The organism is Micropruina sp. (assembly GCF_047607385.1).
GTDB lineage: Bacteria > Actinomycetota > Actinomycetes > Propionibacteriales > Propionibacteriaceae > Micropruina.
This window is the reverse complement of record NZ_JASGDE010000023.1, coordinates 1-23,087: the sequence shown is the minus strand read 5'-3', so window position 1 is coordinate 23,087 and position 23,087 is coordinate 1. Positions and strand designations below refer to the sequence as shown.

20 protein-coding genes are annotated in these 23,087 nt (G+C 72.2%); 8 read left to right on the top strand and 12 right to left on the bottom strand.

What is annotated here, in order from left to right; all coding sequences use genetic code 11:
- Positions 1-101 precede the first annotated feature (101 nt).
- Positions 102-569: a hypothetical protein gene (locus tag QM582_RS02080; RefSeq protein WP_415081304.1), complete on the bottom strand. Its 468-nt coding sequence runs from the start codon at positions 567-569 to the stop codon at positions 102-104.
- A 192-nt stretch (positions 570-761) separates the two neighbouring features.
- On the opposite strand from QM582_RS02080, the gene QM582_RS02075 reads away from it, so the two are divergent.
- Positions 762-986 carry a DUF3107 domain-containing protein gene (locus QM582_RS02075; RefSeq protein ID WP_415081303.1) on the top strand — a complete coding sequence of 75 codons (225 nt, stop codon included), beginning with the start codon at positions 762-764 and terminating at the stop codon, positions 984-986.
- 109 nt (positions 987-1,095) lie between these two features.
- Positions 1,096-2,631, top strand: coding sequence for a DEAD/DEAH box helicase (locus QM582_RS02070; protein WP_415081319.1), 1,536 nt, complete (start codon positions 1,096-1,098; stop codon positions 2,629-2,631).
- Positions 2,632-2,708: 77 nt separating this feature from the next.
- Here QM582_RS02070 and QM582_RS02065 read toward each other — a convergent pair whose 3' ends face one another.
- Genes QM582_RS02065 through QM582_RS02055 form a run of 3 tightly spaced genes read right to left on the bottom strand, consistent with a single transcriptional unit; the run spans position 2,709 to position 6,118 of the window.
- Positions 2,709-3,512, bottom strand: a complete 804-nt coding sequence (locus QM582_RS02065; protein WP_415081301.1) for a SagB/ThcOx family dehydrogenase — start codon at positions 3,510-3,512, stop codon at positions 2,709-2,711.
- A 2-nt stretch (positions 3,513-3,514) separates the two neighbouring features.
- Positions 3,515-5,794, bottom strand: a complete 2,280-nt coding sequence (locus QM582_RS02060; protein WP_415081299.1) for a TOMM precursor leader peptide-binding protein — start codon at positions 5,792-5,794, stop codon at positions 3,515-3,517.
- Positions 5,795-5,800: 6 nt separating this feature from the next.
- On the bottom strand, positions 5,801-6,118 hold the full coding sequence (locus tag QM582_RS02055) for a hypothetical protein (protein WP_415081298.1): 318 nt from the start codon (positions 6,116-6,118) through the stop codon (positions 5,801-5,803).
- Positions 6,119-6,329: 211 nt separating this feature from the next.
- On the opposite strand from QM582_RS02055, the gene QM582_RS02050 reads away from it, so the two are divergent.
- Together QM582_RS02050 and QM582_RS02045 are read left to right on the top strand one after the other, a co-directional pair.
- Positions 6,330-7,412, top strand: coding sequence for an S-(hydroxymethyl)mycothiol dehydrogenase (locus QM582_RS02050; RefSeq protein ID WP_415081296.1), 1,083 nt, complete (start codon positions 6,330-6,332; stop codon positions 7,410-7,412).
- Positions 7,412-8,020 carry an MBL fold metallo-hydrolase gene (locus QM582_RS02045; protein ID WP_415081294.1) on the top strand — a complete coding sequence of 203 codons (609 nt, stop codon included), beginning with the start codon at positions 7,412-7,414 and terminating at the stop codon, positions 8,018-8,020. The genes QM582_RS02050 and QM582_RS02045 overlap by 1 nt, the downstream gene beginning before the upstream one ends.
- On the opposite strand, the gene QM582_RS02040 is transcribed toward QM582_RS02045, so the two are convergent.
- Entirely contained in the window at positions 7,959-8,741 is a 783-nt protein-coding gene (locus QM582_RS02040) for a class I SAM-dependent methyltransferase (RefSeq protein WP_415081318.1), read from the bottom strand. The genes QM582_RS02045 and QM582_RS02040 overlap by 62 nt on opposite strands.
- A 2-nt stretch (positions 8,742-8,743) precedes the next feature.
- On the bottom strand, positions 8,744-10,021 hold the full coding sequence (locus QM582_RS02035) for an MFS transporter (RefSeq protein WP_415081292.1): 1,278 nt from the start codon (positions 10,019-10,021) through the stop codon (positions 8,744-8,746).
- 84 nt (positions 10,022-10,105) lie between these two features.
- On the opposite strand from QM582_RS02035, the gene QM582_RS02030 reads away from it, so the two are divergent.
- The 4 genes from QM582_RS02030 to nikE are packed head-to-tail and all read left to right on the top strand — an operon-like array spanning position 10,106 to position 15,235.
- Complete coding sequence (locus QM582_RS02030) at positions 10,106-11,821, top strand: ABC transporter family substrate-binding protein (RefSeq protein ID WP_415081290.1); 1,716 nt, start codon at positions 10,106-10,108, stop codon at positions 11,819-11,821.
- 5 nt (positions 11,822-11,826) lie between these two features.
- Entirely contained in the window at positions 11,827-12,795 is a 969-nt protein-coding gene (locus QM582_RS02025; RefSeq protein ID WP_415081288.1) for an ABC transporter permease, read from the top strand.
- Positions 12,792-13,616, top strand: coding sequence for an ABC transporter permease (locus QM582_RS02020; RefSeq protein WP_415081286.1), 825 nt, complete (start codon positions 12,792-12,794; stop codon positions 13,614-13,616). Before QM582_RS02025 ends, QM582_RS02020 begins: the two co-directional genes overlap by 4 nt.
- Positions 13,613-15,235 (top strand): nickel ABC transporter ATP-binding protein NikE, encoded by a 1,623-nt coding sequence (gene nikE / locus QM582_RS02015; RefSeq protein WP_415081284.1) that lies wholly within the window; start codon positions 13,613-13,615, stop codon positions 15,233-15,235. The genes QM582_RS02020 and nikE overlap by 4 nt, the downstream gene beginning before the upstream one ends.
- Here nikE and QM582_RS02010 read toward each other — a convergent pair.
- The 6 genes from QM582_RS02010 to trpS all read right to left on the bottom strand — a co-directional run bounded on the left by QM582_RS02010 (position 15,217) and on the right by trpS (position 22,869).
- Positions 15,217-16,452 (bottom strand): ATP-grasp domain-containing protein, encoded by a 1,236-nt coding sequence (locus QM582_RS02010; protein WP_415081282.1) that lies wholly within the window; start codon positions 16,450-16,452, stop codon positions 15,217-15,219. The genes nikE and QM582_RS02010 overlap by 19 nt on opposite strands.
- A gap of 28 nt (positions 16,453-16,480) precedes the next feature.
- Entirely contained in the window at positions 16,481-17,683 is a 1,203-nt protein-coding gene (locus QM582_RS02005; RefSeq protein ID WP_415081281.1) for an aminotransferase class V-fold PLP-dependent enzyme, read from the bottom strand.
- Positions 17,680-18,996, bottom strand: a complete 1,317-nt coding sequence (locus tag QM582_RS02000; protein ID WP_415081279.1) for a pyridoxal-phosphate dependent enzyme — start codon at positions 18,994-18,996, stop codon at positions 17,680-17,682. The genes QM582_RS02005 and QM582_RS02000 overlap by 4 nt, the downstream gene beginning before the upstream one ends.
- Entirely contained in the window at positions 18,993-20,459 is a 1,467-nt protein-coding gene (locus QM582_RS01995) for a hypothetical protein (RefSeq protein ID WP_415081278.1), read from the bottom strand. The genes QM582_RS02000 and QM582_RS01995 overlap by 4 nt, the downstream gene beginning before the upstream one ends.
- Positions 20,460-20,581: 122 nt before the next feature.
- Positions 20,582-21,556 carry a hypothetical protein gene (locus QM582_RS01990; protein ID WP_415081276.1) on the bottom strand — a complete coding sequence of 325 codons (975 nt, stop codon included), beginning with the start codon at positions 21,554-21,556 and terminating at the stop codon, positions 20,582-20,584.
- A gap of 197 nt (positions 21,557-21,753) precedes the next feature.
- Positions 21,754-22,869 carry a tryptophan--tRNA ligase gene (gene trpS / locus QM582_RS01985; protein WP_415081274.1) on the bottom strand — a complete coding sequence of 372 codons (1,116 nt, stop codon included), beginning with the start codon at positions 22,867-22,869 and terminating at the stop codon, positions 21,754-21,756.
- Positions 22,870-23,087: the final 218 nt, after the last annotated feature.

Genomic DNA, 23,087 nt, shown 5'->3' with positions numbered 1-23,087 from the left:
TCGGAGAGGGCGACGGATCGTCGCCGGGAGGCGCGGCACAGCGCGCCAGGGAACTCAGCCGGCCGGCAGGTCACGTCCTGGGACGGGCCCGATGGCCGGACTCAGGAAAGCGTCGGCGGTCCGCGGCGCGGATTGACCCGGCTCCAGCCGGGTCGGGTGGCGAGCACCGGGACGGGTGCCGGTGCGGGTTGCGGCCAGGCCGGCACGGTGACCCCGTCCAGCCAGGCCAGCGCCGCGGCCAGGACGCCGCGTCCGATGCCGACCAGACGGCGTGCGCCGGCCAGCAGGACGCCGGCGGCGAGCAGGGCGGCAGGCACCAGCACCAGGTGCACCAGCAGCGCGGCGGCCACCATCAGCGTCCAGTTCACCACCGGCGCGGGGGCGGTCACACAGTGCACGGCGCCGCTGCTGGGAACCAGGGTATAGAGCGGGTGGCCGGCGTCGAAGCAGGCCACCACCGCCACCTTGGGCAGCCGCGCGAGCAGCGGCAGCAACCCGGCCATGGCCAGTGCCGCCACGGCGACATACGGCCCCCAGCTCGGGAGCCGCAGCCGCTGCAGGATGCTCACGGCAACGACCCTACCAACCGCGACCTGCTCCGCCCTCCCAATCAGGCAGCTGGCTGCCAGGAGGGCGGCTACGTCGACCCGCGGACGTCCCGCGCGGGCGAACTTTGCGCTGGCAGCGGACGCCGACCGCCGGGGCCGGGGACGCGGCTAGGGTCTGTGCAGAGTCCTGTGTTGCCTGGTTGAGGAGAAGCAATGGAGATCAAGGTCGGCATCGTTCACGGCCCGCGCGAGATCGTGCTGGAGTCGGAGGACTCCGCCGCCGACGTGGAGGCCGCGTTCGGCAAGGCCGTCGCCGACGGCTCGGTGCTCACCCTGACCGACGATCGCGGGCGCAAGGTGCTCATCCCGGCGTCCCGGATCGCCTACCTGGAACTCGGCCAGGAAGCGGCCCGGCGGGTGGGCTTCGGCGCGGTCTGAGGCGTTGCACAGCCGGTGGGGCTAGACTGGCCGCCGAACGCACACCCGAGTGCGTCCCCACCGCCTGCGCGGCCGATGACGCCGCCGGCGTGGGTGTCATCCTTCCGGCCTGACGGCCGGTGCACGTAAGGCCACAACACTGAGCGACAACGCTTCCGAGGCGCCGGAGTCCGCGCCAGCCGAAACCACCTTCACCGACCTCGGTGTCATCCCGGAGATCGTCGAGGCCCTGAAGGCCGTCGGCATCGAGCATCCGTTCCCGATCCAGTCCCTCGCCATCCCGATCGCCGTCAACGGCACCGACATGATCGGCCAGGCCCGCACCGGCACCGGCAAGACGCTGGCGTTCGGGGTCAGCCTGCTGCAGCGCATCGTGGTGAAGACCGATCCGGGCTACGCCGAGCACTCCCCCAAGGGCAAGCCGCAGGCGCTGGTGATGTGCCCGACCCGCGAGCTCGCGCTGCAGGTCGCCGACGATCTCGAGGTCGCCTCCGCCGTCCGCAAGGCGCGGGTGCTGACCGTCTACGGCGGCGTCGGCTACGACACCCAGGTCGGCACGTTGACCAGCGGCGTCGATGTCGTCGTCGGCACCCCGGGACGCCTGCTCGACCTGGTCACCCGCCGGTCGCTCGATCTCTCCGCGGTCAAGGTGCTGGTGCTCGACGAGGCCGACGAGATGCTCGACATGGGCTTCCTGCCCGACGTGGAGCGGCTGATCTCGAAGACCCCGCCGACCCGGCAGACCATGCTGTTCAGCGCCACCATGCCCTCGGCCGTGGTCGGCCTGGCCCGGATGTACCTGAACCAGCCGGTCAACGTCCGCGCCGAGACCCAGGACGCCTCGGTCACCGTCCCCGAGGTCGATCAGTTCGTCTACCAGGCGCACGACCTGGACAAGCCCGAGGTGATCGGACGCCTGCTGCAGGCCGACGACTGCACCAAGACGATCATCTTCACCCGCACCAAGCGCTCCGCGCAGCGGCTCAGCGACGAACTCACCGACCGCGGGTTCAGCGTCGGCTCGCTGCACGGCGACCTGAACCAGGTGCTGCGCGAGAAGTCGCTGAAGCGCTTCCATGAGGGCAAGGTGGACGTCCTGGTGGCCACCGACGTAGCCGCCCGCGGCATCGACGTGACCGGCGTGTCGCACGTGGTCAACTACGAATGCCCCGACGACGACAAGACCTACGTGCACCGGATCGGCCGCACCGGCCGGGCCGGCGCAAAGGGTGTCGCGGTGACGCTGGTCGACTGGGCCGACCTGACCCGCTGGAAGGTGATCAACAAGACCCTCGACCTGGGCTTCCCCGATCCGGCGGAGACCTACTCGACGTCCCACCACCTGTTCACCGACCTGGGCATCGAGCCCGGCACCAAGGGCCGGATCGCGCCGCCCAAGGAGGCCGAGCCGCGCAAGCCCCGGGAGCCGCGGGAGCGCGGCCCCAAGGCCGAGCGGGTGGAGACCAGCGACGGACGGGTCCGGCGCCAGCGCCGCCGGCGGTCCACCGACAAGCCCGTCCAGCCGGAGACCACCGAGCCCAGCACCGTGGACGCCGCCTCCGATCCCGCCGGTGACAAGCCCCGGCGCCGCCGTCGTCGGCGCTCGTCCGGCAACAAGGCCGCCCAGCCGGCACCCGCGGAGTAACCCCCGCACCGAACCGCTCGAGAACCGTCCCCAACCGTTGGGGACGGTTCTCGCTGGTCGGGGACGGTTCTGGACGGTCACCGGGACGGCGCCCCGCGCTCCAGCGCCCGCATCCCCATCCGGTCGGACGCCGCGGCGTCCGGGATGCCGATCGCGCTGCAGTACAGCGGGATCTCCCGCTCGATGTCCATGCCGGCCAGGGTGGCCAGCTCGTCGTCGTAGAAGCCGCCGATGTTCACGCAACCCAGTCCCAGCGCGGTGGCGGCCAGGTTCAGGTTCTGCATCAGGTGGCCGGCCTCCAGCAGCGCGTAGCGGTAGCCGCGGTCGCGGTACTTGGGCAGGCTGCGTTCGCCGGCGAAGCTGATCACCGCCACCAGCGCGGCCTCGGCGACCCACGGCTGGCCCATGAACAGGTAGACCAGGAACGCCTCCGGCAGCCGGACGGCGCGCACCCGTTCCAGTCCGTGCCCGGCCGGCACGTAGTGGTGGACGCCGGGTTCCAATCCGTCGACGGCCCGGACCAGCAGGCTCAGCTCCAGCGGGTACAGCCCGCCCCCGGAGGGCACCGGCCGATCCTGCATCACCGGCCCGCTGCGCTGCTCCACCCCGTAGCCGGCGGCCAGCAACGTGCCCAGCACCGGCAGCGGCAGCGGATCCGGCCGGAAGCGGCGGCAGGACAGCCGCGCCCGGATCGCCTCGTCCAGTCCGATCTCGAGCCCCCCGGACGCCGGCAGCGGCGTCCAGGGCAGCCCACCGTCCTCCCGGCCGGGAACCACCGGCGGGGATTCCCCGGAGGCGGACGCGTTGAACAGCCAGCGGGCGGTGCCGCGATGGTAGGTCCAGGCGGTCGGAGTGTCGTCGGCGAAGCGGAAGTCACGCATGGTCAGGCCAACGGATGCGGGTCGGGATTGAGCTCGTCGGCGCGGGCCGGACGCGCCCGCAGCCCCCAGCGCTGCGGTGCGGTGAACAGCCGCGGGTGGCCCAGCCGGGCCTGGTCGGCGCCGAAGTGGATCGGCTGGAAGCCGGGCACGATGCCACGCACCACCCGGACGCCGAGGTCGGCCACGTCGGCCGGGGTGACGTCCACGATCAGCACGTCCCCGGCGACCGGGGCCAGGGACGCCACCAGGTCGTCCAGTCCCTGGCCTCGCACCGGCGGCGCCGCCCAGTCCCGCGCCGGCAGCGCCCGCAGATGCGCCATCCGCTCCGCGGCCACCGCCGGATCGGAGTAGAGCAGGTCGTGATCGTCCAGCTCGGTCACCAGCGACGGATCGGCGGCCAGCCGGGCCCGGTGCTCGCGAACCGCCGGATCCTGCAGCCGGGCCCGCAGCGCGGGCCGGACCTGGCCGACCTCCAGCACTGCCGAACGCGCCGCCGTCAACGGATCCTGGGACGCCCCCAGCCCCACCACGGCGGCCGGTTCGTCCTCGCTCCAGCCGACCGCCATCGCCACCGCCGCGGTGCCGTCGGTGGGCAGCAGGTGAATGTCGATCCGGACGCCGCGGCGCCGGTAGAGCTCGGCGATCGCGGCGGCGTCCGGGTCGGGCAGGGTGGTCGCGGCGTAGGGCTGGGTGACCAGTCGATGCGCCCAGGCGATACAGAAGGCGTCCCGCTCGATCACTTCCAAGATCGCCTGCTCGGCGGCGAACTCCACGGTGGGGCCGGCGGCGAATCCGTTCGACGTCGGCGCGAACAGCAGCTGGTGCCGGGGCCATCGGCTGCCGTGCAGAGTGACCGCCTGGAACGGCACCCAGACCTCGGCGCCGCTGACCAGGGACCGTGCCGGCGCCCAGTCCAGCGGCAGCTGGTCGTGGTAGCGGGCATGGCCGAGCCGTTCGGCGTCGGCATCGGTGAACAGCACCAACTCGCGCGGGTCGAGGCTCTCGCCGGGCAGCTCGCCGCGGGGGCACCAACTGCTGCGCTGCGGCGTCCAGGTCAGCGAGGCGTAGCGTTCCAGCGCCTCCCCGATCGCGCCGTCGCGCGCCCCCGTCGCCGTCATGCCCTTGCCGGAGCAGGTGACGAAGGCGTCCTCACCCTGGCCGAACAGCACATTGGCCAACTGGGCGCGGACGATCAACGGTTGCCGCGGCTCGGTGATCGGCTTCGGGACGACGTCCAGGTAACGGATCAGCCCGCACACCTGGCTGACCGCCCGGCTCGCGATCCGGTCGAAGTCGGTGCGCCGCCGCCCCGGCTCAGCGGATTCCGCCGGGCCGGCCGGCGGCCGGGCTTTTTTTCGGCAGGCCGGGCAGTCCGGACGGGGCAGCACCGGGTGCCGCTCGGTGCGGCCGCGCAGCTGGTCGAGCACCAGCACGGTGCCGGGCAGTTCGGTGCGCAGCGCCGAGGTGGCCAGCGCCAGCGTCTCGCGCACCACGATCGCCCAGGCCGCCTCCCGCAGGCCGGGCAGCAACGGCCGGCCCAGCTCGGTGCGGCTGCTGTCCAGCGACTCCTCCCGGGCCATCGCGACCTGGAAGTCGTCCGAACAGGCCAGCGCGCGCATCCGCCAGCACAGGTAGCAGGGCCCCTCACCGGGCAGCAGCAACGGCCCCAGGTAGCCGAACGAGCCCTCCAAGGCCACGAACAGGGCCGGCGTGCCGGCGTCCAGGCAGGCCCGGTTCACCCAGGACCGGACGGCCGTCCAGCCCGCCTCGACCGCGCAGATCACCAGATCGCGTCCGGCCACCAGACCCGGCAGCGCGTCCTGGGACGCCTCCGGGGGCGCGACGCCGTCGACCGCGCCGATCCCGGCGGCGGTCAGCTGCCCGGCCAGCGCCACCACGTCGGCGTCGGCGCCGATCACCAGCACCCGGACGCCGTCCAACCGCCGCGCGAACGCCTCCCGGGTGCCGGCGTCGGTGCTGAGCAGGTCCAACCAGCCGGGAACCGGGGACGGTCCGCTCTCGGTGATCATCCCCGCGTCGATCAGCCGATCGAGTAGCCGGGACACCTCCGCCGGCGGCAGATCGTCCAGCGCGGTGAGCAGCCCGGCCCGGTCGGGCCGGTCCCGCAGCGCGGGCAGCAGCCGCTCCCGGACCGCGCTCGCCACCCCGCCGTCCAACTTGAGCATGCCGGCCGGGCCGGCCAGGATCAGGTCAGCGCCCTCGGCGAAGACCTCCAGGCCGGCGGCCCTGGCCAGCCGCCGGTCCGGGGTTTCGGTGGTCACCTGCGATCAGCCGCCGAGCCCGCCGAAGCGCTGGACGCCGCCGCCCACTATCGGCCCGATGTTGCACGGCCCGCAGCTGCATTCGTAGATGCACGGCACGAAACAGCTGGTGCGGCACACCGCGCAGACGCCGCCGGTGCACAGCCGGGGCCGGAAGCAGTCGTTGATGCCGCAGTAGTCGCCGTAGTCGGCCGCGGCGGCGGAGACCTTCCGGAAGGCGGCCAGCTCCTCCTCGGTGAACTTCGGCGCGGCGCCGGCGGCGACCTGCTGCTCCAGGCTCTCCAGACGTCCCTTGAGTTCGTCGAACTCTTCCTGACTCGGCATGATGCTGCCTCCAATTCTGGCGGGACGCGCCGCCCGCCGGATCTCGGCCGGGCTCGGGCCCCTGCGACCAGGGTGCGCGCCGGCCGATTCCCCGGCAAGGTGTCAGAACTGCGTAGAGCCGCCGATTCGGAGCGTTCCGGTTGACCGCCCGGCCACGGCGCTACAGGATCGACGAAGGAACAGCACGCCGACGACGGGAGATACGACAGACATGCAACAGGTGAAGGGCGTCATCGCCCGCGGCAAGGGTGCACCGGTCGAACTGGTCACGGTGAACGTGCCCGACCCGGGTCCGGGCGAGGCCGTGGTGGCGATCCAGGCGTGCGGGGTGTGCCACACCGACCTGCACTACCGCGAGGGCGGCATCGGCGACGACTACCCGTACCTGCTCGGGCACGAGGCGGCCGGCGTCGTCGAGGCGGTCGGCCCCGAGGTGCACGACCTGGCCCCCGGCGACTTCGTGATCCTGAACTGGCGCGCGGTCTGCGGCTCCTGCCGGGCCTGCCTGCGCGGACGTCCGTGGTACTGCTTCGCCACCCACAACGCCAAGCAGAAGATGACCCTGACCGACGGCACCGAACTCTCCCCCGCGCTCGGCATCGGCGCCTTCATCGACAAGACCCTGGTCGCCGCCGGGCAGTGCACCAAGGTCGACCCGGCCGCCCGTCCCGCGGCCGCCGGGCTGCTCGGCTGCGGCGTGATGGCCGGGCTCGGCGCGGCGCTGAACACCGGCAACGTGACCCGCGGCGACAGCGTCGCCGTGATCGGCTGCGGCGGGGTCGGCGCGGCCGCCATCGCCGGAGCCCGGCTGGCCGGGGCGTCCCGGATCATCGCCGTGGATCTGGACGACCGCAAGCTGGAGACCGCCACCCGGCTGGGCGCCACCCACACCGTGAACAGCTCCGGCACCGACCCGGTGGCCGCCATCCAGGAGTTGACCGGAGGCTTCGGCGCCGACGTGGTGATCGACGCGGTGGGGCGTCCAGAGACCTGGAAGCAGGCCTTCTACGGACGCGACCTGGCCGGCACCGTGGTGCTGGTCGGCGTCCCCACCCCGGAGATGCAGCTGGAACTGCCGCTGCTCGACGTGTTCGGACGCGGCGGCGCGCTGAAGTCGTCCTGGTACGGCGACTGCCTGCCCAGCCGCGACTTCCCGATGCTGATCGACCTGTACCTGCAGGACCGGCTGCCGCTGGACGCCTTCGTCACCGAGGAGATCGGCGTGGACGGCGTCGAGGCGGCGTTCGAGAAGATGCACGGCGGGAACGTGCTGCGGTCGGTGGTGGTGTTCTGATGACGCTCCGGATCGACCACGCGGTCACCTCGGGCACCTTCTCGCTGGACGGCGAGACCTTCGACGTCGACAACAACGTCTGGGTGGTCGGCGACGACGACGAGTGCATCGTCATCGACGCCCCGCACGACGTGCTGGCGATCGTGAAGCTGATCGACGGACGCCGGGTCAAGGCCGTGGTCTGCACCCACGCCCACGACGACCACGTCCGCTACGCGCCGATGCTGGGCCGGGTCACCCAGGCGCCGGTGCTGCTGCACCCCGACGACCTGGTGCTGTGGAAGCTGACCCACGACATGCCGCCGGACGGGCCGCTGGCGCACGAGCAGACCATCGACATCGCCGGCGAGACGCTGCGGGTGCTGCACACCCCGGGCCACGCGCCGGGGGCGGTCTGCCTCTATGCGCCCTCGTTGGGCACGGTGTTCACCGGTGACACCCTGTTCCAGGGCGGTCCCGGCGCCACCGGGCGCAGCTACAGCGACGCCGACACCCTGGTCGCCTCGATCCGCGCCACGCTGTTCGCGCTGCCGGACGAGACGGTGGTCAAGACCGGACACGGCGCCGACACCACCATCGGCGCCGAGAAGGCCGCGCTCGGCGGGTGAGCGGGCCGCGGTGGGCGGTGACGACGAGACTGCCGCCGCCGGCCGCGGCCACCGATACCTGGCGGTAGCCCGCGCGCCGCAGCGCGGCGATGAACTGCCGCAGCCGAAGCGGGGGCGGAGTGGTGCGCGGTGGTGCGAATGCCGGGGCTGCGCCGGCGAGAGCGGCCACGGCCGGGTCGGCGCGGGCCGCCGTCCACCACTGCCGCCAGGGGCCGGGGCCGGGTCTGCCGCCCCGACGACGATGCCGCAGCACCGCCGGCGCGAACCGCTCGGCGGTGATCAGGACGCCGTACGGCGCCAGCACCCGGCGATGACCGCGCAGCAGCTCGGCCAGCTCTGCCGGCGCGAAGTAGTGGACGAAGGCGGACGACACGACGGCGTCGTAGGGGCCCAGCCCGGCACACTGCGCCTCGCCGGCCGGCGTCCCCAGGGTCGCGTGCAGGTAGCGCTCCCCGCCGGACGCCGCGCGCGCCAGCCCGATCAGCATCGGGTCCGCCTCGACGCCCACCACGGACGCTCCGGGGAACGCGGCGCCGAGCCGGGCGGTGAGCGTGCCGGGCCCGCAGCCGGCGTCCAGCACCCGGCAATCGGCCGGCGCGTGCGCCCGGACCCGGTCGATCACCAGCTGCCAGCGCCGGTCGTAGTCGGGGAAGTAGCGGCGATGCATGGCGTCCCAGTCCAGCCGGGCCCGCACGACGGCGTCCGCGGCGCTGGCCGGCATGCTCACCGATGCTCCGCCGGCGAGGTCGCCGCGACGTCCGGGCGACCCGGCTCGGGCAGCGCGGACAATCCGGGAATCCGGGAAAACAGCACGATCACCGCCGTTGCGAGAAAGCCGGCAACCGCCACCCACAACGCCGATCGCAGCCCGAGCAGGTCCCCCGCCAGGCCTCCGACCAGGGCCCCGGTGGTGCCGATCCCCCACGAGATGGTCCGCATCCCCGCGGTCATCCGGCCCATCATCTCCGGCGGCGTGACCGCCTGGCGCAGGCTGGTCCCGGCGACATTGCTGACCGCGAGCCCGGCCCGCATCAGGAACAGCCCGGCGACCACCAGCGCCGTGCCGCCCGGCGTGCCCGCCGCGACCGCCGGGATCAGCACCGGGCCGGCGTAGCCGATCAGCACAGCCCCGGCGAACACCCGGCCGAACCGGAACCGGTGCAGCAGCGTGCCCGCGCAGGCCGCGCCGGCCAGCCCGCCGAGGGCACCCAGCGCGATCACCAGGCCGACCACACCCGGCGTGAGGCCGAGCTGCTGGACCAGATAGAGAATCAGCAGCGCCTCGACGAACATGTAGCAGAAGTTGTAGGCGGCGCCGGTCACGGTCAGCAGTCGCAGGAAGGGCTCCCGGGCGATGAAGGCGAGGCCGCCGGCTATCTCGCCGGCGATCCGCCGTTCGGCCGTCGCCCGGGGTTGCTCGCGGCTCCTGATCGACAGCAGGGAGGCCACCGACAGCAGGTAGGTCAGCCCGTTGGCCAGCAGCGCGAACGGGGCGGTCAGCCATTGGGTCAGCGCACCACCCAGCCCCGGCCCGGCGAACTCGGCCGCCGAGGCGCTGGCGGAGACCCGGCCGTTGGCCCGGATCAGGTCGTCACGCGCCACGATGTCGGGAACGTAGGCCAGCCAGCAGACCTCGAACAGCACCGTGCACACCCCGATGGCCAGCACGATCGCGGCCAGCACGGGCAGGCTGAGCAGGCCGGTGGCGACCAGCCCCGGCACCAGCATCACCAGCGGCGCACGAATCAGGTTGGCGGCGATCATCAGCGGACGCCGGGGGTGCCGGTCGGCGAGCGCCCCGAACGGAAGCGCGACGACCAGGAACGGCAAGAATGCCAGGGCCCGCAGCACGCCCATCTCGGTGGCGCTCACGTTCAACACCAGCAGCGCGGTCAGCGGCAGCGCGAGCCCGCTGATCTGGGTGCCGAACAGCGACACGGTCTCACCGGCCCAGAACCGGGCGAAGTCCGGGTTGCGGCGGAACAAGCCGATGGGACGCACGCGGAAACCTCCTCTGCGCGGCCGTTCGATCCGAGCGGCCGTCCGATATGACACGCGGAGCGAGCCTATGTGAGAATGACTATCATGTTCAATCTCTCGCCACGAACGACCGCTCGCCGCGCCCGGGTCCCGGCGGCCGCCGCCCTGGCGGTGGCCGCGTTGCTGGTGGGCTGCAGCCAGCCGTCGGTCGCGCCGACCGCCCAGACCAGCCCGTCCTCCGCCGCCGCGGACCGTCCGCTCACCGATCGCAACCCGCAGCCCCGCGAGGCGCTGCGCGAGGGCGGCGACCTGCGCATTCCGATCGACGCGCTGCCCGGCAACTTCAACCCGCTGCAGATCGACGGTGCCCGGTCGGTGACCTACCAGTTCGCGGACGCGATCCTGCCGACCGCCTTCAAGGACCAGCCGGACGGTGGCTCGACACCGCATCCCGCCTACTTCACCGCCATCGAGGTGATCTCCGACTCCCCGCAGGTGGTGCGCTACCGGATCAACCCCAAGGCGACCTGGAGCAACGGACGCACCCTGGACTGGCGCGACCTGCGCGACCAGTGGCGGGCACTCAACGGCACCGATGCCCGCTACCAGGTCAGCAACACCGTCGGCTACGCGAACGTGGCGAAGGTCGAGCGCGGAGCCGACGACCAGGAGGCGTTGCTCACCTATCGCTCCCCGTTCGCCGACTGGAAGGCGCTCTTCCGCCCCCTGGCGCCGCACGAGCTGACCTCGACTCCGGAGCATTTCAACACCGCGTGGAAGGACGGGCCGCTGATCACGTCCGGGCCGTTCGAGGTGGAGCGGGTCGACCTGACCGCCAAGACGTTCACCGTGAAGCGGTCCGCGCGCTGGTGGCAGCAGCAGCCCAAGCTCGACCGGGTGGTCTTCCGCACCCTCGACTCGGCCGCCCGGGCCGACGAACTGGCCAACGGCGGGCTGGACTGGACGCCGGTCAACGCCGACGTCGACCTGTTCAAGCGGACCTCGGCGATGACCGGGGTGCAGATCCGGGCGGCGAGCGAACGACTCGCCGGTCAGCTCACCTTCAACGGCGCCGACGGCGCGTTGCTGAGCGATCCGGCGCTGCGCCGCGCGATCAGCCAGGCGATCAACCCGCAACAGGTCACCGACGTGGTGGTCGGGCCGATCACGCCGGGCGCGCGGGCGGTCGGGCATCACGTCGTGCCGCCCAGCCACGCCGACTACCGCGACAACAGCGCGGAGCTGCCCTACGATCCCGCCGCGGCCGGCAAGACCCTGGACGAGCAGGGCTGGACCCGCACCGGAACCGACCTGCGGCGCAAGGGCGGCACCGAGCTGACGCTGCGGATGGTCGCCCAGCAGACCCCGGCCGGGGAGACCACCGCCTCGCTGATCGCGGAGCAGTTGAAGCAGGTCGGCGTCGGCACCCGGGTGCAGATCGTTCCGATCGATCGTTTCGCCTCCGACTATCTGCGGGCCGGCCAATTCGACCTGATCACCTTCGAGTGGACGAAGTCGCCCTACCCGGTCTCGCACGACCGGTCGGTCTTCCAGACGCCGAAGGGTGACGTGATCGGCAACAACTTCGGCCGGGTGGCGGTGCCGCAGATCGAGAAGCTCTACGACCGCGCGGTGGCCGAGCTCGATCCGGCCAAGGCCAGCGACCTGGTGCAGCAGATCGATCGGGAGGCCTGGCGCAGCGCCCACCATCTCCCCCTCTACCCGGGTACCGGGGCTTACGCCGTTCACACGGACCTGGCCAACTTCGGGGCACGGGGCCTGGGGGCCTGGGACTTCGCCGAGGCCGGCTTCGTGAAGTGAGATCGATGCTCGGAAGGATCGTCGGACGGGCCTGGCTGTGTCTGCTGGCCACCTCGCTGGTCTATCTGCTGGCCGGCCTGTCCTTCGATCCGCTCGCCGAGTTGCGCCAGGTGCACCCGCCGGTGCCCCCCGAGGTGCTGGCGGCCCGGGCCGAGCAGTTGGGCCTCGGCCTGCCGCTGCCGCTGCGGCTGCTGCACTGGTGGCAGGTGGTGGCGTCCGGCGACCTCGGCATCACCGTGGACGGGCAGCCGGTGAACGACGAACTCGGACGCCGGCTGGGCACCACGCTGCGGCTCTTCCTGCCCGGCGGGGTCCTGGCCGTGCTGGTCGGGGTCGGGCTGGGCGTCTGGTCGGCGGCCCGCAACCGCAGCGTCGGCGACGCCGCCCTGACCGGATTCTCGCTGCTGCTGCTGGCGTTGCCGGTGTTCGTCCTGGGCACCCTGCTGAAGATTCTCTGGCTGCCGGTGAACCAGGCCGCCGGCGTCCAGCTGCTGCCGTTCTCCGGCGAGTCGACGCCGGGCGCGGCGCTGACCGGTTGGCCGGCGTTCCTGGATCAGGCCCGGCACCTGGTGCTGCCGACGGTGGCCATCATGCTGCCGCAGCTGGCCTTCTACAGCCGCTACCAGCGCGCCGCGATGCTGGACGTGCTGGACAGCGAGTTCCTGCGCACCGCGCGGGCCAAGGGCCACACCCGGTGGGGCGCCATCGGCCGGCACGGCGTCCGGATGGCGCTGATCCCGATGACCGCCCTGATCGCCTTCAGCTTCGGCCTGCACCTGACCGGCGGCGTCTTCACCGAGCGGATCTTCGGCTGGCACGGGCTGGGCGACTGGCTGCTGCTCGGCATCGCCGCCCAGGACGCCAACGTGGTCGCGGCCTCGGCGCTGCTGCTGTCGGCGATGGTGGCGGTGGCCGGAGCCGCCGCCGACCTGCTGCTCGTCGCGCTGGACCCGCGGACCAGGCGGCTGCGATGAACCGTCCCAGCGCCGCGAGCCTGCTGATCGGCACCGGCACCGTGGTGCTCACCCTGCTGGCGGGCATCGCCCTGCTCGGTCCCGCGCTGATCGACGCCGACCAGGCCGGACAGCGACTGGACCGGATCCACCGCCCGCCCAGCGCCGCCAACCCGCTGGGCACGGCCCGGCTTGGCGAGGACGTGTTGCTGCTGTGCCTGCAGGGGCTGCAGAAGTCGCTGCTGATCGGCTGCGTCGCCGCCGTGGTGACCACGGCGCTGGCGGCCCTGGTCGGCACCGTCGCGGGCTATCTCGGCGGCCTCCTCGACCGGCTGCTGATGACCGTGGTCGACGTCCTGTTGGTGCTGCCGCCGGTGCTGCTGCTGGCGGTGGTGCTCGGGCCGGCCGAGCAGATCAACTGGTTGATCATGGTGGCGGTGCTGGCGTTGCAGGGCTGGATGCTCACCGGGCGGGTGGTCCGCGCCCGGACGTTGAGCCTGCGCACCGCGGACGTCGTCCGTTCCGCCGAGTACGGCGGCGCGTCGGCGGCCCAGATCATCCGCTGGCATCTGCTGCCGCAGATGCTGCCGCTGCTCACCATCGACCTGGTGCTGAACGTCTCGGGCGCCGTGCTGTCCGAGGCCGGGCTCAGCTACTTCGGCTTCGGCATCCTGCCCCCCGAGGTGTCGCTGGGCACCCTGATCGCCACCGGGACGGCCTCGGCGCTCACCTACCCCTGGGTCTTCCTGGCACCGGTGGGCTGCCTGATGGCACTGGTCCTCGGCACCGCGGTGCTGGGTGAGGGGCTGCGGCTGCGCACCGAAGGAGCGGCCACCGCATGAGCACCGAGGCATTGCTGAACCTGTCCGGCCTCAGCGTCAGCTATCCCACCGGCAGCGGCGCCGCGGTGCGGGCGCTGACCGGCCTCGACCTGCGGTTGGACGCGGGCGAACGGCTGGGGCTGGTCGGACCCTCCGGCTCGGGCAAGTCCGCCGCCGGGCTGGCCGTCATGGGCCTGCTGCCGGACCGGGCCCGGGCCGCCGGATCGGTCCGTTTCGCCGGCGAGGAATTGCTCGGCGGCTCCGACCGCCGGCTCTCCCGGCTGCGCGGCCGGCGGCTGGCCTGGATGGGCCAGGACGCCCTGGCGGCCTTCACCCCGGTGTACCGGATCGGCGTCCAGATCGCCGAGGCGCTCCGGCTGCACCGGCCGGAGCTGACCGGGCCGGCCGCCCAGCGGTTGGCCGTCGAGCGGCTGGCCGAGGTGGGCCTGGACGATCCGGGACGCGTCGCGCGGGCCCTGCCCGACGAGCTGTCCGGCGGCATGCGGCAGCGGGCCGCGCTCGCCATGGCGCTGGCCAACGGCCCCGCGCTGCTGATCGCCGACGAGCCCACCAGCGCGCTGGACTCCATCCGTCAGGCCGAGATCGTCCAACTGATCCGGGAGCGCTGCCGAGAGCACCGGATCGCGCTGCTCTTCATCAGCCACGAACTGCGCATCGTCGCCGAACTCTGTGACCGGATCGCGGTGCTCGACGCCGGCCGGCTGGTCGAGACCGGCCCCACCGCCACGCTGCTGGAGCGCCCGGCCAGCCCCACCCTGCGCGGCCTGCTGGCCGCCCGCGCACCGCGCCGGCTGCGATCCCGTCCAGCGCGGGACGACTCCCCGGCCGAGCCGCGGCCGATCCTGCGGGTGCGCGGACTGGTCCGCCACTTCGAAGCCCGCGGGACGGCCGGACGGACCCTGGTGAAGGCGGTCGACCGGGTCAGTCTCGAGGTGGGCGTCGGACAGGCGCTGGCCCTGGTCGGCGAGTCCGGCAGCGGCAAGAGCACGGTGATCCACGAGATCGCCGCGCTGCGCCGGCCGGCGTCCGGGCAGATCGAGGTCGCCGGGCGACAGATCGGCGATCTCGGACGCGCCGAGACCCGGGCGCTGCGCCGTGCCATGCAGGTCGTGCTGCAGGATCCCGGCTCGTCGCTGAACCCGCGGCTGACCGTGGCCCAGATCGTCGCCGAGCCGCTGCGCGTCCACCGGGCCACACACACCGAGCGGGTCGCCCGGGTGCGCGAGGTGCTGGCCGCGGTGGAATTGCCGGTGGGCTATCTCGACCGCCGTCCCGGGCAGCTCTCCGGCGGCCAGCGGCAGCGGGTGGCCATCGCCCGGGCGCTCTCGGTGGCGCCCCGGCTGCTGCTGCTCGACGAGCCCGTCTCGGCACTGGACGCCCAGCTGCGGGTCGACATGATGGAGTTGCTGGACCGGTTGCGCCGCGAGCTCGGCCTGGCCTACCTGATGACCGCCCACGATCTGCCGCTGGCGCTGGCCTTCACCGACCGGGCCGCGGTGATGTCGCAGGGACGGATCGTCGACAGCGGCTCGCCGGCCGAGCTGATGGCTTCCGAGCACGCCTACACCCGGCGGTTGCTGGCCGCCGGGCTGGCCGAGGCTCAGCCGGCCAGCCGGTAGAAGCCGTGGCCGTCGAGGTAGTTGACGGCCCGCAGATCCGCCCCGAGCACCTCGGGGTCCTCGTGCACCAGACCGATCATCAGCGGTTCGGTGGCATCGTCCACCGTCTTGGGCAGGTCTTCGCCCGGCTGCACGCCGATGTGCACCCGGTGGAAGCTGGCCAGTTCGCGGACCTGGTCGAGCAGCGGGTACTCCACCAGCCGGCCGGCCGACGGCGCGGTCAGGAAGGCCATCGCGGCATGACCGCGGGACCGGTGCCGGCCACGCTCCCGAAGGAAGCCCTCCGGGTCGAGGTAGGCGGCGATGGTCCGGGTCAGCTGGTTCGCGGCACCGATCTGCTCGGCGTAGTAGGCGGCACCGGCCCCACACATCCGGGCCCCCAGCTCGACCAGCCGCGGGCCGTCCGCGGTGACCACCACTTCGGCGTGCGTCGGGCCGTAGCCGATGCCCAGCGCGTCCAGCACCGCGAAGACGTAGTCGACCAGCGGGCCGTCCTGGGTGGCCGGCATGGAACAGGCGGCGCAGTGCCGGTCCACCACCCCGTTCACCGACATCTTGGCGTAGCGCCAGATGTCGGTGACTTCGTGCAGGCCGCGGGAGCTGACCGTGTTCACCGCGAACTCGGGTCCGGACAGGTAGTCCTGGACCAGGGCCGCGTCGTTGGCCAGGCCGAAGATGTTCCGGCGTCCGACGATCGCCCGGTAGGCGGCGACGGCCTGTTCCGGCGTCCGGCACACCGTCACGCCGTCGTTTCCGGCGCTTCGGATCGGCTTCACCACCACCCGGCCGGGACGGCTCCGGCACCAGGCCAGCAGCGCGTCCTCGTCGGTCACCGCCAGTTGCTCGACCACCGGCAGCCCCGCGGCCCGGACCGCCGCCTGCTGGGCCGCCTTGTCCCGCCGGGCCGCGCTCAGCGCGGTTCCGTTGCCGGGCAGGCCGAGCGCCTCGGCGAGCGCGTCGGCCAGCTCGACGCCGGTCTCGCTGGCTGGCAACACATAGTCGACGCCCAGTTCGGCGAGGCGTCCGCTGGACCGGGCCAGGTCGCCGTCGTGGACGATGTTGGCCGCGAAGAGGCCCAATTCGGGCAGCCGCCGGTACACGGTCGGCACCTCCGGCGTACTCTGCACCCGGACCAGGGTGGCACCGGCCGCGGCGAAGGCCTCGGCGATGCTGAAGGACATCGGGTAGACGTCGACCAGGGCGACGGTGGGGGTCATGCGGGTCTCCTTCTGATAACGCGGCGGTTCAGGCTTGGGCGACGATGTCGAGCAGCCGGTGGATCTCCTCCGGCGAGGTGTAGGCGTGCACGCTGACCCGGATCGCGTGGTCCTGGCTGTCCCGGCCGGCCTGGCAGTGCGCGTCGTACCGGGTCAGCAGGCCGGCGGCGGCGAGCGCGAACCCGAGGTCGTCGGAGCGCACCCGGCGATGCCGGAAGGTGACCAGGGATTCCCGGCGCTGCACCGTGGAACTGGCCGCCAGGCTGTCCTGACAACCCAGCACGGTCACCTCCGGGATCCGCGCCAGCCCGTCGGTGAGCAGCGCGCACAGGCCGGTGCACCAGCGCTGAATGGCTGTCACGCCGACCTCGGCGAGCCACTCCGCGGCAGCCGTCAGGCTGATCGCGCCGACCGTGTTCGGAGTCCCCGGCCAGCCGCTGAGGGCGAACCGCGGACCGCGCCGGTTGCCGGCCCAGACCGCCCCGGTGCCGGGCAGCGCCATCATCTTGTGACCGGAGAAGACGACGAAGTCCACGTCCAGGTCGTCGACCAGGACCGGCCGGTGACCGACGCTCTGCGCGGCGTCCAGGCAGATCGGGACGCCGGGGCCGACCGCGGCCCGGATCCGCTGGACGTTCAGGTCGGCGCCGTAGACGTGGTGCACGCCGGTGGCCGCGACGAACCGGGTGGACGGCCCGAACACCGCCGGAAAGTCGCGATGGGCATAGTCCCCGGAGGCGGCGTCGACGGGCAGCGGAACCACCTCGATCCGGACGCCGAAGGCCGCCAGGTCAGCGGCCAGGTCGAGCCATGGCCGCAGATTGGCCAGGTGGTCGCCGAACGGAACCACGATGCGATCGCCGTCCCGCAGCGTGGGCCTGAGCCAGTCGGCCACCCGGCGCAGGCCCTCGCTGGCGCCGGAGACCAGCTCGACCGAGGAACTGGTGCCGGAGTCGCCGAGCATCGCGCGGACCGCCCCCTTGGCCTCCTTGATCGCCGCCGTGGTGATGTTGGCCCACGGGTAGGCGCCCCGCCCCGCGTTGGCGTTCGCCGTCGTCAGGTAGGTCGTCACTCGGTCGAGCACGGCCTGCGGCTTCTGCGCGGTGGCGGCGCTGTCCAGGTAGCCGATGCCGGGGTTCGCGGTCAGGATCGGGAACTGCGCCCGCACCCGGCGGTGCCAGTCGGACAGCTCGGTGAGGGCGTCCAGGGCGCCCGAGACGGTGGTGGTCATGCGCTCACCAGCCGCTGTCCGGCGTCCCGCCAGGCCACCACGCCGCCCGCCAGGCTGCGGGCGTCGCGATGGCCGAGGCGTTTCAGCAGGGCGGCGTAGCGCAGCGACTGCTCACCGACCGGGCAGACCAGCAACACCGGCTGCTGCGGGCTGACCGGGATGCCGTCCTGGGCGAGTTCGCCGAACACCTCGTCGACGATGTTGATCGAGCCGGCCAGGTGCAGCGCCCGGAACGCGAAGGAGCCGCGCAGGTCGATCACCACCGGACGCTCCCGCTCGATCCACTCGGCCGCCTCGGCGACCGACAGCGAGCGGACCTGCGCCACCTCGTCCTCGCTGACGGTGCGGACGTCGTTGGCTCGCGCCGGACGTTGCAGCAGTTCCGGACGCCGCTGCCGGACGTAGCTCATGTAGCTCTCCACCCGGTCGCAGACGATGAAGACCGCCGTCTTCCGCTCGCCGGGAGCGACCTCGACCTCGCCCAGCGCCCGGACGGCGGCGAAGTAGGCGGCGCCGGCCGTGGGGCCGCCCAGGATCCCGCAGCGGCGGTTCAGCACCAACATCCCGTCGATCGCCTGCTGCGAGGTGACCGAGTCGATGCGGTCGAAGGTGTCGGGGTCGAACAGGCCCACCTCGGTGAGCTCGTCCGCCGTGCGGATTCCGGGGATGAAGTCGGACCGGTCGGCGACCACGCCCCACACCCCCACCGCGCCGCGGGCCCGCAACGCCCGGGCCACCCCGGTGGAGGAGCCGGCGGTGCCCACACAGGCGATGAAGTAGTCGGGCACCCGGCCGTCCAGGTCGGCGACGATCTCGGGCCCGGTGGCGTCCTGGTGGGCCTGCCGGTTCAACGGGTTGAAGTACTGGTCGGTGTGCAGGAACTCCGACCGCTCCTCGGTGAGCCGGCGGTACATCCGGGTCAGCGGCTCCTCGGTGTCGGTGGGGTCGAGGCACTCGGTCTGGCCGGGCAGCTCCTCGATCTGGGCGCCGAGGAGCAGCAGCAGGTCCTTGATCTCGGGGACCTTCATCCGGTTGGTGACGCTGCGGAACGGCAGCCCGTGCATTCCGGCGATCACCGCCAGCGCCTTGGCGGTGTTGCCGCTGGACAGCTCGACCACCGCCGCGGCGTCCCGGCGAGCGTCGTCCAGCCGTTCCCGGGCCATGTTCCAGGCGGCCCGGTCCTTGACCGAGCCGAACGGGTTGAGCATCTCCAGCTTGGCGTACAGGTCGATGCCGACCAGGCCGTGGACCTCCGGTGGGATCGCGACCAGCGGCGTCCCGCCGATGGCGTCCGTGATGGACTCGTATCTCATTGTTCTTCTCCTTCGGTGGGCCAGTAGTCGGCGTCCAGGCACCACCGCCAGCCGGATCCGGCGGCTCGCACCGCCACCGTGGCGGCGCGATGCTGCATCAGGGCGTCGGTGGCCGCGAAGTCCATGAAGTAGCCGCCGGTGTTGGCGAAGGCCAGCAGGTCGCCGGGTCGGGGTGGCGCCGGAAGGTGCACGGCGCGCCGGGTAATCAGGTCGTTCTCCAGGCACAGATTGCCCAGCAGGTAGGCGCTCACCGGCTGCCCGGTCCGGACCCCTCCGGCGGGCAGCAGCAGCGGGTCGACCAGCACGCCGTGTTCTTCGGCGCTCACGTCGTGGCGGTTGGCGTCGAGCCCCACCAGCAGGCTGCCGTCGGGACCGTCGCGAACCTCCCGGACCGAGACCAGGGTCAGCCCGACCTGGTCGAGCAGCGCCCGTCCGGGCTCGACGTGCAGTTCGACGAGGCTCTCCAGCAGCACCGTCGACAGCGGTCGGCGCAGCCGCGGCCCGTGGTGCTCCAGCAGCGCCTCCAGGTAGGCCGGACCGGCCTTGTCACGGTGGCTGGGATAGACGCCCAGGGTGCCCCGGACAGCCCCGCGCTCGGCCTTCAGCCCGTAGCCGTAGCCGGCCCAGGTGATCGGGGTGCGCCGTCCCAGGACGCTGTCGTTGAGTGCCCGGGCATAGCTGTGCCACTGCTCGGGCTGGTCCAGGTAGGCGACGCCGAAGCCGCCTCCGATGTCGATCGCCGCCGGGGCGTGTCCTCGGGCCTGGCATTGCGCCATCGCCAGCAGGCATCCTTCGACGGCGAGCGCCTTCTCCTCCAGTCCGGTGGTGTCCAGGTGGAACGCCAGGCCGTGCAGCACCAGTTCCCGGCGATACCGGTCCAGGCTCTCCAGCGCGCCGTCCAACTGATCCACCGGGACTCCGAACCGGCTCGGCCGGGACAGTACGGCGACCCCCACCGGGGCGAACCCGGACAGCCGGATCATCACCCGGACGGGCGGCAGCCGATGCCGCCGGATCAGCGTCCCGAGCCGTTCCAACTCGTCCACGCTGTCCGCGTTCACGACGGCCCCCACGGCGCCGCTCAGCCACAGGAAGTCCTCGCCCTTCGGCCCGGTCGCCATGATCCGGGCACCCGGAACGCCGGCGCCGAGCGCATGCTGCAGTTCACCCACGGACGCCACGTCCACGCCGAACCCGGTGGCCGCAATCCGTCGCACCAGCGCCGTCGACCGGTTCGCCTTGTGCGCGAAGTACAGCGCGCCGCGCAGCCGCAGCCATCGATGCACCGCCGCGAACGCCTCCGCGTTGCGAACCAGCTGATCGGGCATCACCAGGTTCAGCGGAGAGCCCAGGCCCCCGACCAGCGCGGCCGGGAGCTCCCGGTCGGCCAGGAAGTCGCGCCAGGCTGAACTCAGCCGCGGAGCCAGCGGCGGGACGGTCGACGAGGGTGGAGAGGTCGGCACGCCCGCAGACTACTGGTATTGATAGTCATTATCAACTAGCTGAGAGGGTTGGCTCGTCGGGCCCGCAGACAGCGATGCGGGCTCCCCCCCCGGCTGGGAGCCCGCATCGGGTGCGACGGCCGCTACTTCTTGACCGCGCCGGTGCTCTTGGACGCCTTGGCCACGCTCAAGTACCCGGACTTGCTACCGGTCACCATCACCTTGACCTTGGCACCCTTGTCCTTACCGGTCAGCTTGTAACTCGACTTCGTCGCACCGGCAATCTTGCTGCTCCCCCGATACCACTGATAGCTCAGCTTCACACCGGACGGCTTCCACGTCCCCGGCTTCGCCTTCAACGTCTTGCCCACCTTCGCGGTGCCGGAGATCTTCGGCGTCGGCGTCGCGGTGAACTGCTTCAGGGTGGCGACCGAGACGGTCCAGTTGGCGTCCGCCGCGGCGACGTACGGATGGATCCAGTACGCGCCGGTCTTCGCCACCTTGAACGAGGCGCTGCCGGTGCCGTCGACCTCGGTGCTCTCGACCAGCAGGTGACCGTCGCCGTTCGCGCCGTACAGCACCAGGCCGAAACCGAGCTTGATCATCCCTTCGGGGTACACGTTGCCGGTGAATCGGCTGGTCAGCCGGTAGGCGCCCGCCTTCAGCTGGTAGAGCGCGGACGAGTTCAGGCCCTCGCCGGACACCGTCGCCGGCATGCCGGGCAGGCCGGTGGTGCCGACCTTCTCCAGGGTCAGCGTCCAGGGCGCGTCAGCGGAGGCCTCGCCGACCTGGAACACCAGTTCGGTCCGGGTGAACAACTGCACCAGCTTGCGGGTCGAACTCTCGGCCCGGACATCCACGGCCAGCAGTTCCAGCACCGACGGGGACTCATCGTCGTCGGTGCTGGCCAGCAGGGCGCCGAACAGTGTCGGCGCGGCGGCGTTCCGGTTGCCCGTGTAGGTCAGCGTGACCTGGTAGATCCCGGTGCCCAGCACGATCGAGGCCGAGCCCCGCCCGGTGCCCTTCAGCTCGTGTGCCGCGGCGTGCGCCGGAGTGGCCGCCGCCACGCCGATGGTGGACAGTGCCAGCACCAGCAGCCCCAGCAACAGGCTGCGCAACGGTGCGGTTTTCGGGCGTGCAGGACGCAACCCAACAGTCATGATGTGATTCCCCCGAGATTTTTCTCGCCTGCGGCACGGCTTGCCGCAGAACTAGTGCACCGCCTGGTGCAGGGCGAACCATACGGGAGACAGCTGAAAGAACCTTGGGGATCGGGTGAAAGCGGGCTGAGCCCGCTCAGCGCAGGATCAGCCGCTCAGTACACCATGCCCATGGCCTGGCGCACCTCGGCCAGGGTGGCGTCACCGATCGCGTTGGCCCGGGCATTGCCCTCCCGCAGCACGGTGAGCAGATGGCCCGGGTCGGCGACCAGTTCGGCACGCCGGGCCCGGATCGGAGCGAAGTAGGAGTTCACCGCCTCGGTCACCACCCGCTTCAGGCCGCCACCGCCGCCGTCGCCGATCTCCTCGGCGATCACCACCGGGTCGCCGCCCGTGCACAGCGCCGCCAGCATCAGCAGATTGGACACCTCCGGCCGGTTCACCGGGTCGTAGCTGATGTGCCGGTCGGAGTCGGTGACCGCCTTCTTGATCAGCCGGGCGGTGGTGTCGGCGTCCATGCCGATCTCGATCACGTTGCCCTTGGTCTTGCTCATCTTGGTGCCGTCCAGGCCGAGCACGGTGGGCGCCTTGGACAGCAGCGCCTCGGCCTGCGGGAACACCGGCTCGGCCGGGTTGGCGCGTCCGTAGCGTTCGTCGAAGCGGCGGGCCACCACCCGGGTCTGCTCCAGGTGCGGCAGCTGGTCCTTGCCCACCGGCACCAGGTTCGCCTTGCAGAACAGGATGTCGGCGGCCTGGTGCACCGGGTAGGTGAGCAGCAGGCCGGACATCGGACGGTCGCCGGTGGCCTCCAGCTCGGCCTTCACGGTCGGGTTGCGGCGCAGCTCGGCGTCGGTGACCAGGGACAGGAAGGGCAGCAGCAGCTGGTTCAGCGCCGGCACCGCCGAGTGCGCGTAGATGGTGCTGCGGGCCGGGTCGATGCCGATCGCCAGGTAGTCGGCGACCATCCCGAGGGCGCGTTCCCGGATCGGCCCGGTGCCGTCCCGGTCGGTGATCACCTGGTAGTCGGCGATCAGGATGATGGTCTCCACCCCGGCGTCCTGCAGCCGGACGCGGTTGGCCAGCGAGCCGAAGTAGTGCCCGATGTGCAGCGCCCCGGTGGGCCGGTCGCCGGTCATGATCCGGAACTTGGACGGGTCGGCGGCGATCTCGCGTTCGATCGCGGCGCTGCGGGCCTCGGTGCGGCGCAGCGAGGCATCGGAGGTGGACGCGGCGAGTTCGTCGCCGGCGTCGTCGAGCAGGGCGTCAGTCATCGTCAATCACTCGTTCGTTCGTCGTCCGGACATGCAAAAGGCCGTCACAGCGTGACGGCCCAGGGTCTGTCGTTCGAGCCGTCAGCGGCGGCGCCAGTCAGCGGTTCGAAGCACAGACCAGACCCTATCACCGCCACACCTCCCGCTCCCCCTCCTTGCGCTCGCCTAACTATTTGGGGCTCGCTGAGTTCAGCGAGCCCCAAATAGTTAGGCGAGCG

Coding starts and splice junctions, on each gene's coding strand:
- QM582_RS02075 (WP_415081303.1), top strand. CDS start 762: ATGGAGATCAAGGTCGGCATCGTTCACGGCCCGCGCGAGATCGTGCTG.
- QM582_RS02065 (WP_415081301.1), bottom strand. CDS start 3,512: ATGCGTGACTTCCGCTTCGCCGACGACACTCCGACCGCCTGGACCTAC.
- QM582_RS02055 (WP_415081298.1), bottom strand. CDS start 6,118: ATGCCGAGTCAGGAAGAGTTCGACGAACTCAAGGGACGTCTGGAGAGC.
- QM582_RS02050 (WP_415081296.1), top strand. CDS start 6,330: ATGCAACAGGTGAAGGGCGTCATCGCCCGCGGCAAGGGTGCACCGGTC.
- QM582_RS02045 (WP_415081294.1), top strand. CDS start 7,412: ATGACGCTCCGGATCGACCACGCGGTCACCTCGGGCACCTTCTCGCTG.
- QM582_RS02040 (WP_415081318.1), bottom strand. CDS start 8,741: ATGCCGGCCAGCGCCGCGGACGCCGTCGTGCGGGCCCGGCTGGACTGG.
- QM582_RS02030 (WP_415081290.1), top strand. CDS start 10,106: ATGTTCAATCTCTCGCCACGAACGACCGCTCGCCGCGCCCGGGTCCCG.
- QM582_RS02025 (WP_415081288.1), top strand. CDS start 11,827: ATGCTCGGAAGGATCGTCGGACGGGCCTGGCTGTGTCTGCTGGCCACC.
- QM582_RS02020 (WP_415081286.1), top strand. CDS start 12,792: ATGAACCGTCCCAGCGCCGCGAGCCTGCTGATCGGCACCGGCACCGTG.
- nikE (WP_415081284.1), top strand. CDS start 13,613: ATGAGCACCGAGGCATTGCTGAACCTGTCCGGCCTCAGCGTCAGCTAT.
- QM582_RS02010 (WP_415081282.1), bottom strand. CDS start 16,452: ATGACCCCCACCGTCGCCCTGGTCGACGTCTACCCGATGTCCTTCAGC.
- QM582_RS02005 (WP_415081281.1), bottom strand. CDS start 17,683: ATGACCACCACCGTCTCGGGCGCCCTGGACGCCCTCACCGAGCTGTCC.
- QM582_RS02000 (WP_415081279.1), bottom strand. CDS start 18,996: ATGAGATACGAGTCCATCACGGACGCCATCGGCGGGACGCCGCTGGTC.
- trpS (WP_415081274.1), bottom strand. CDS start 22,869: ATGACTGACGCCCTGCTCGACGACGCCGGCGACGAACTCGCCGCGTCC.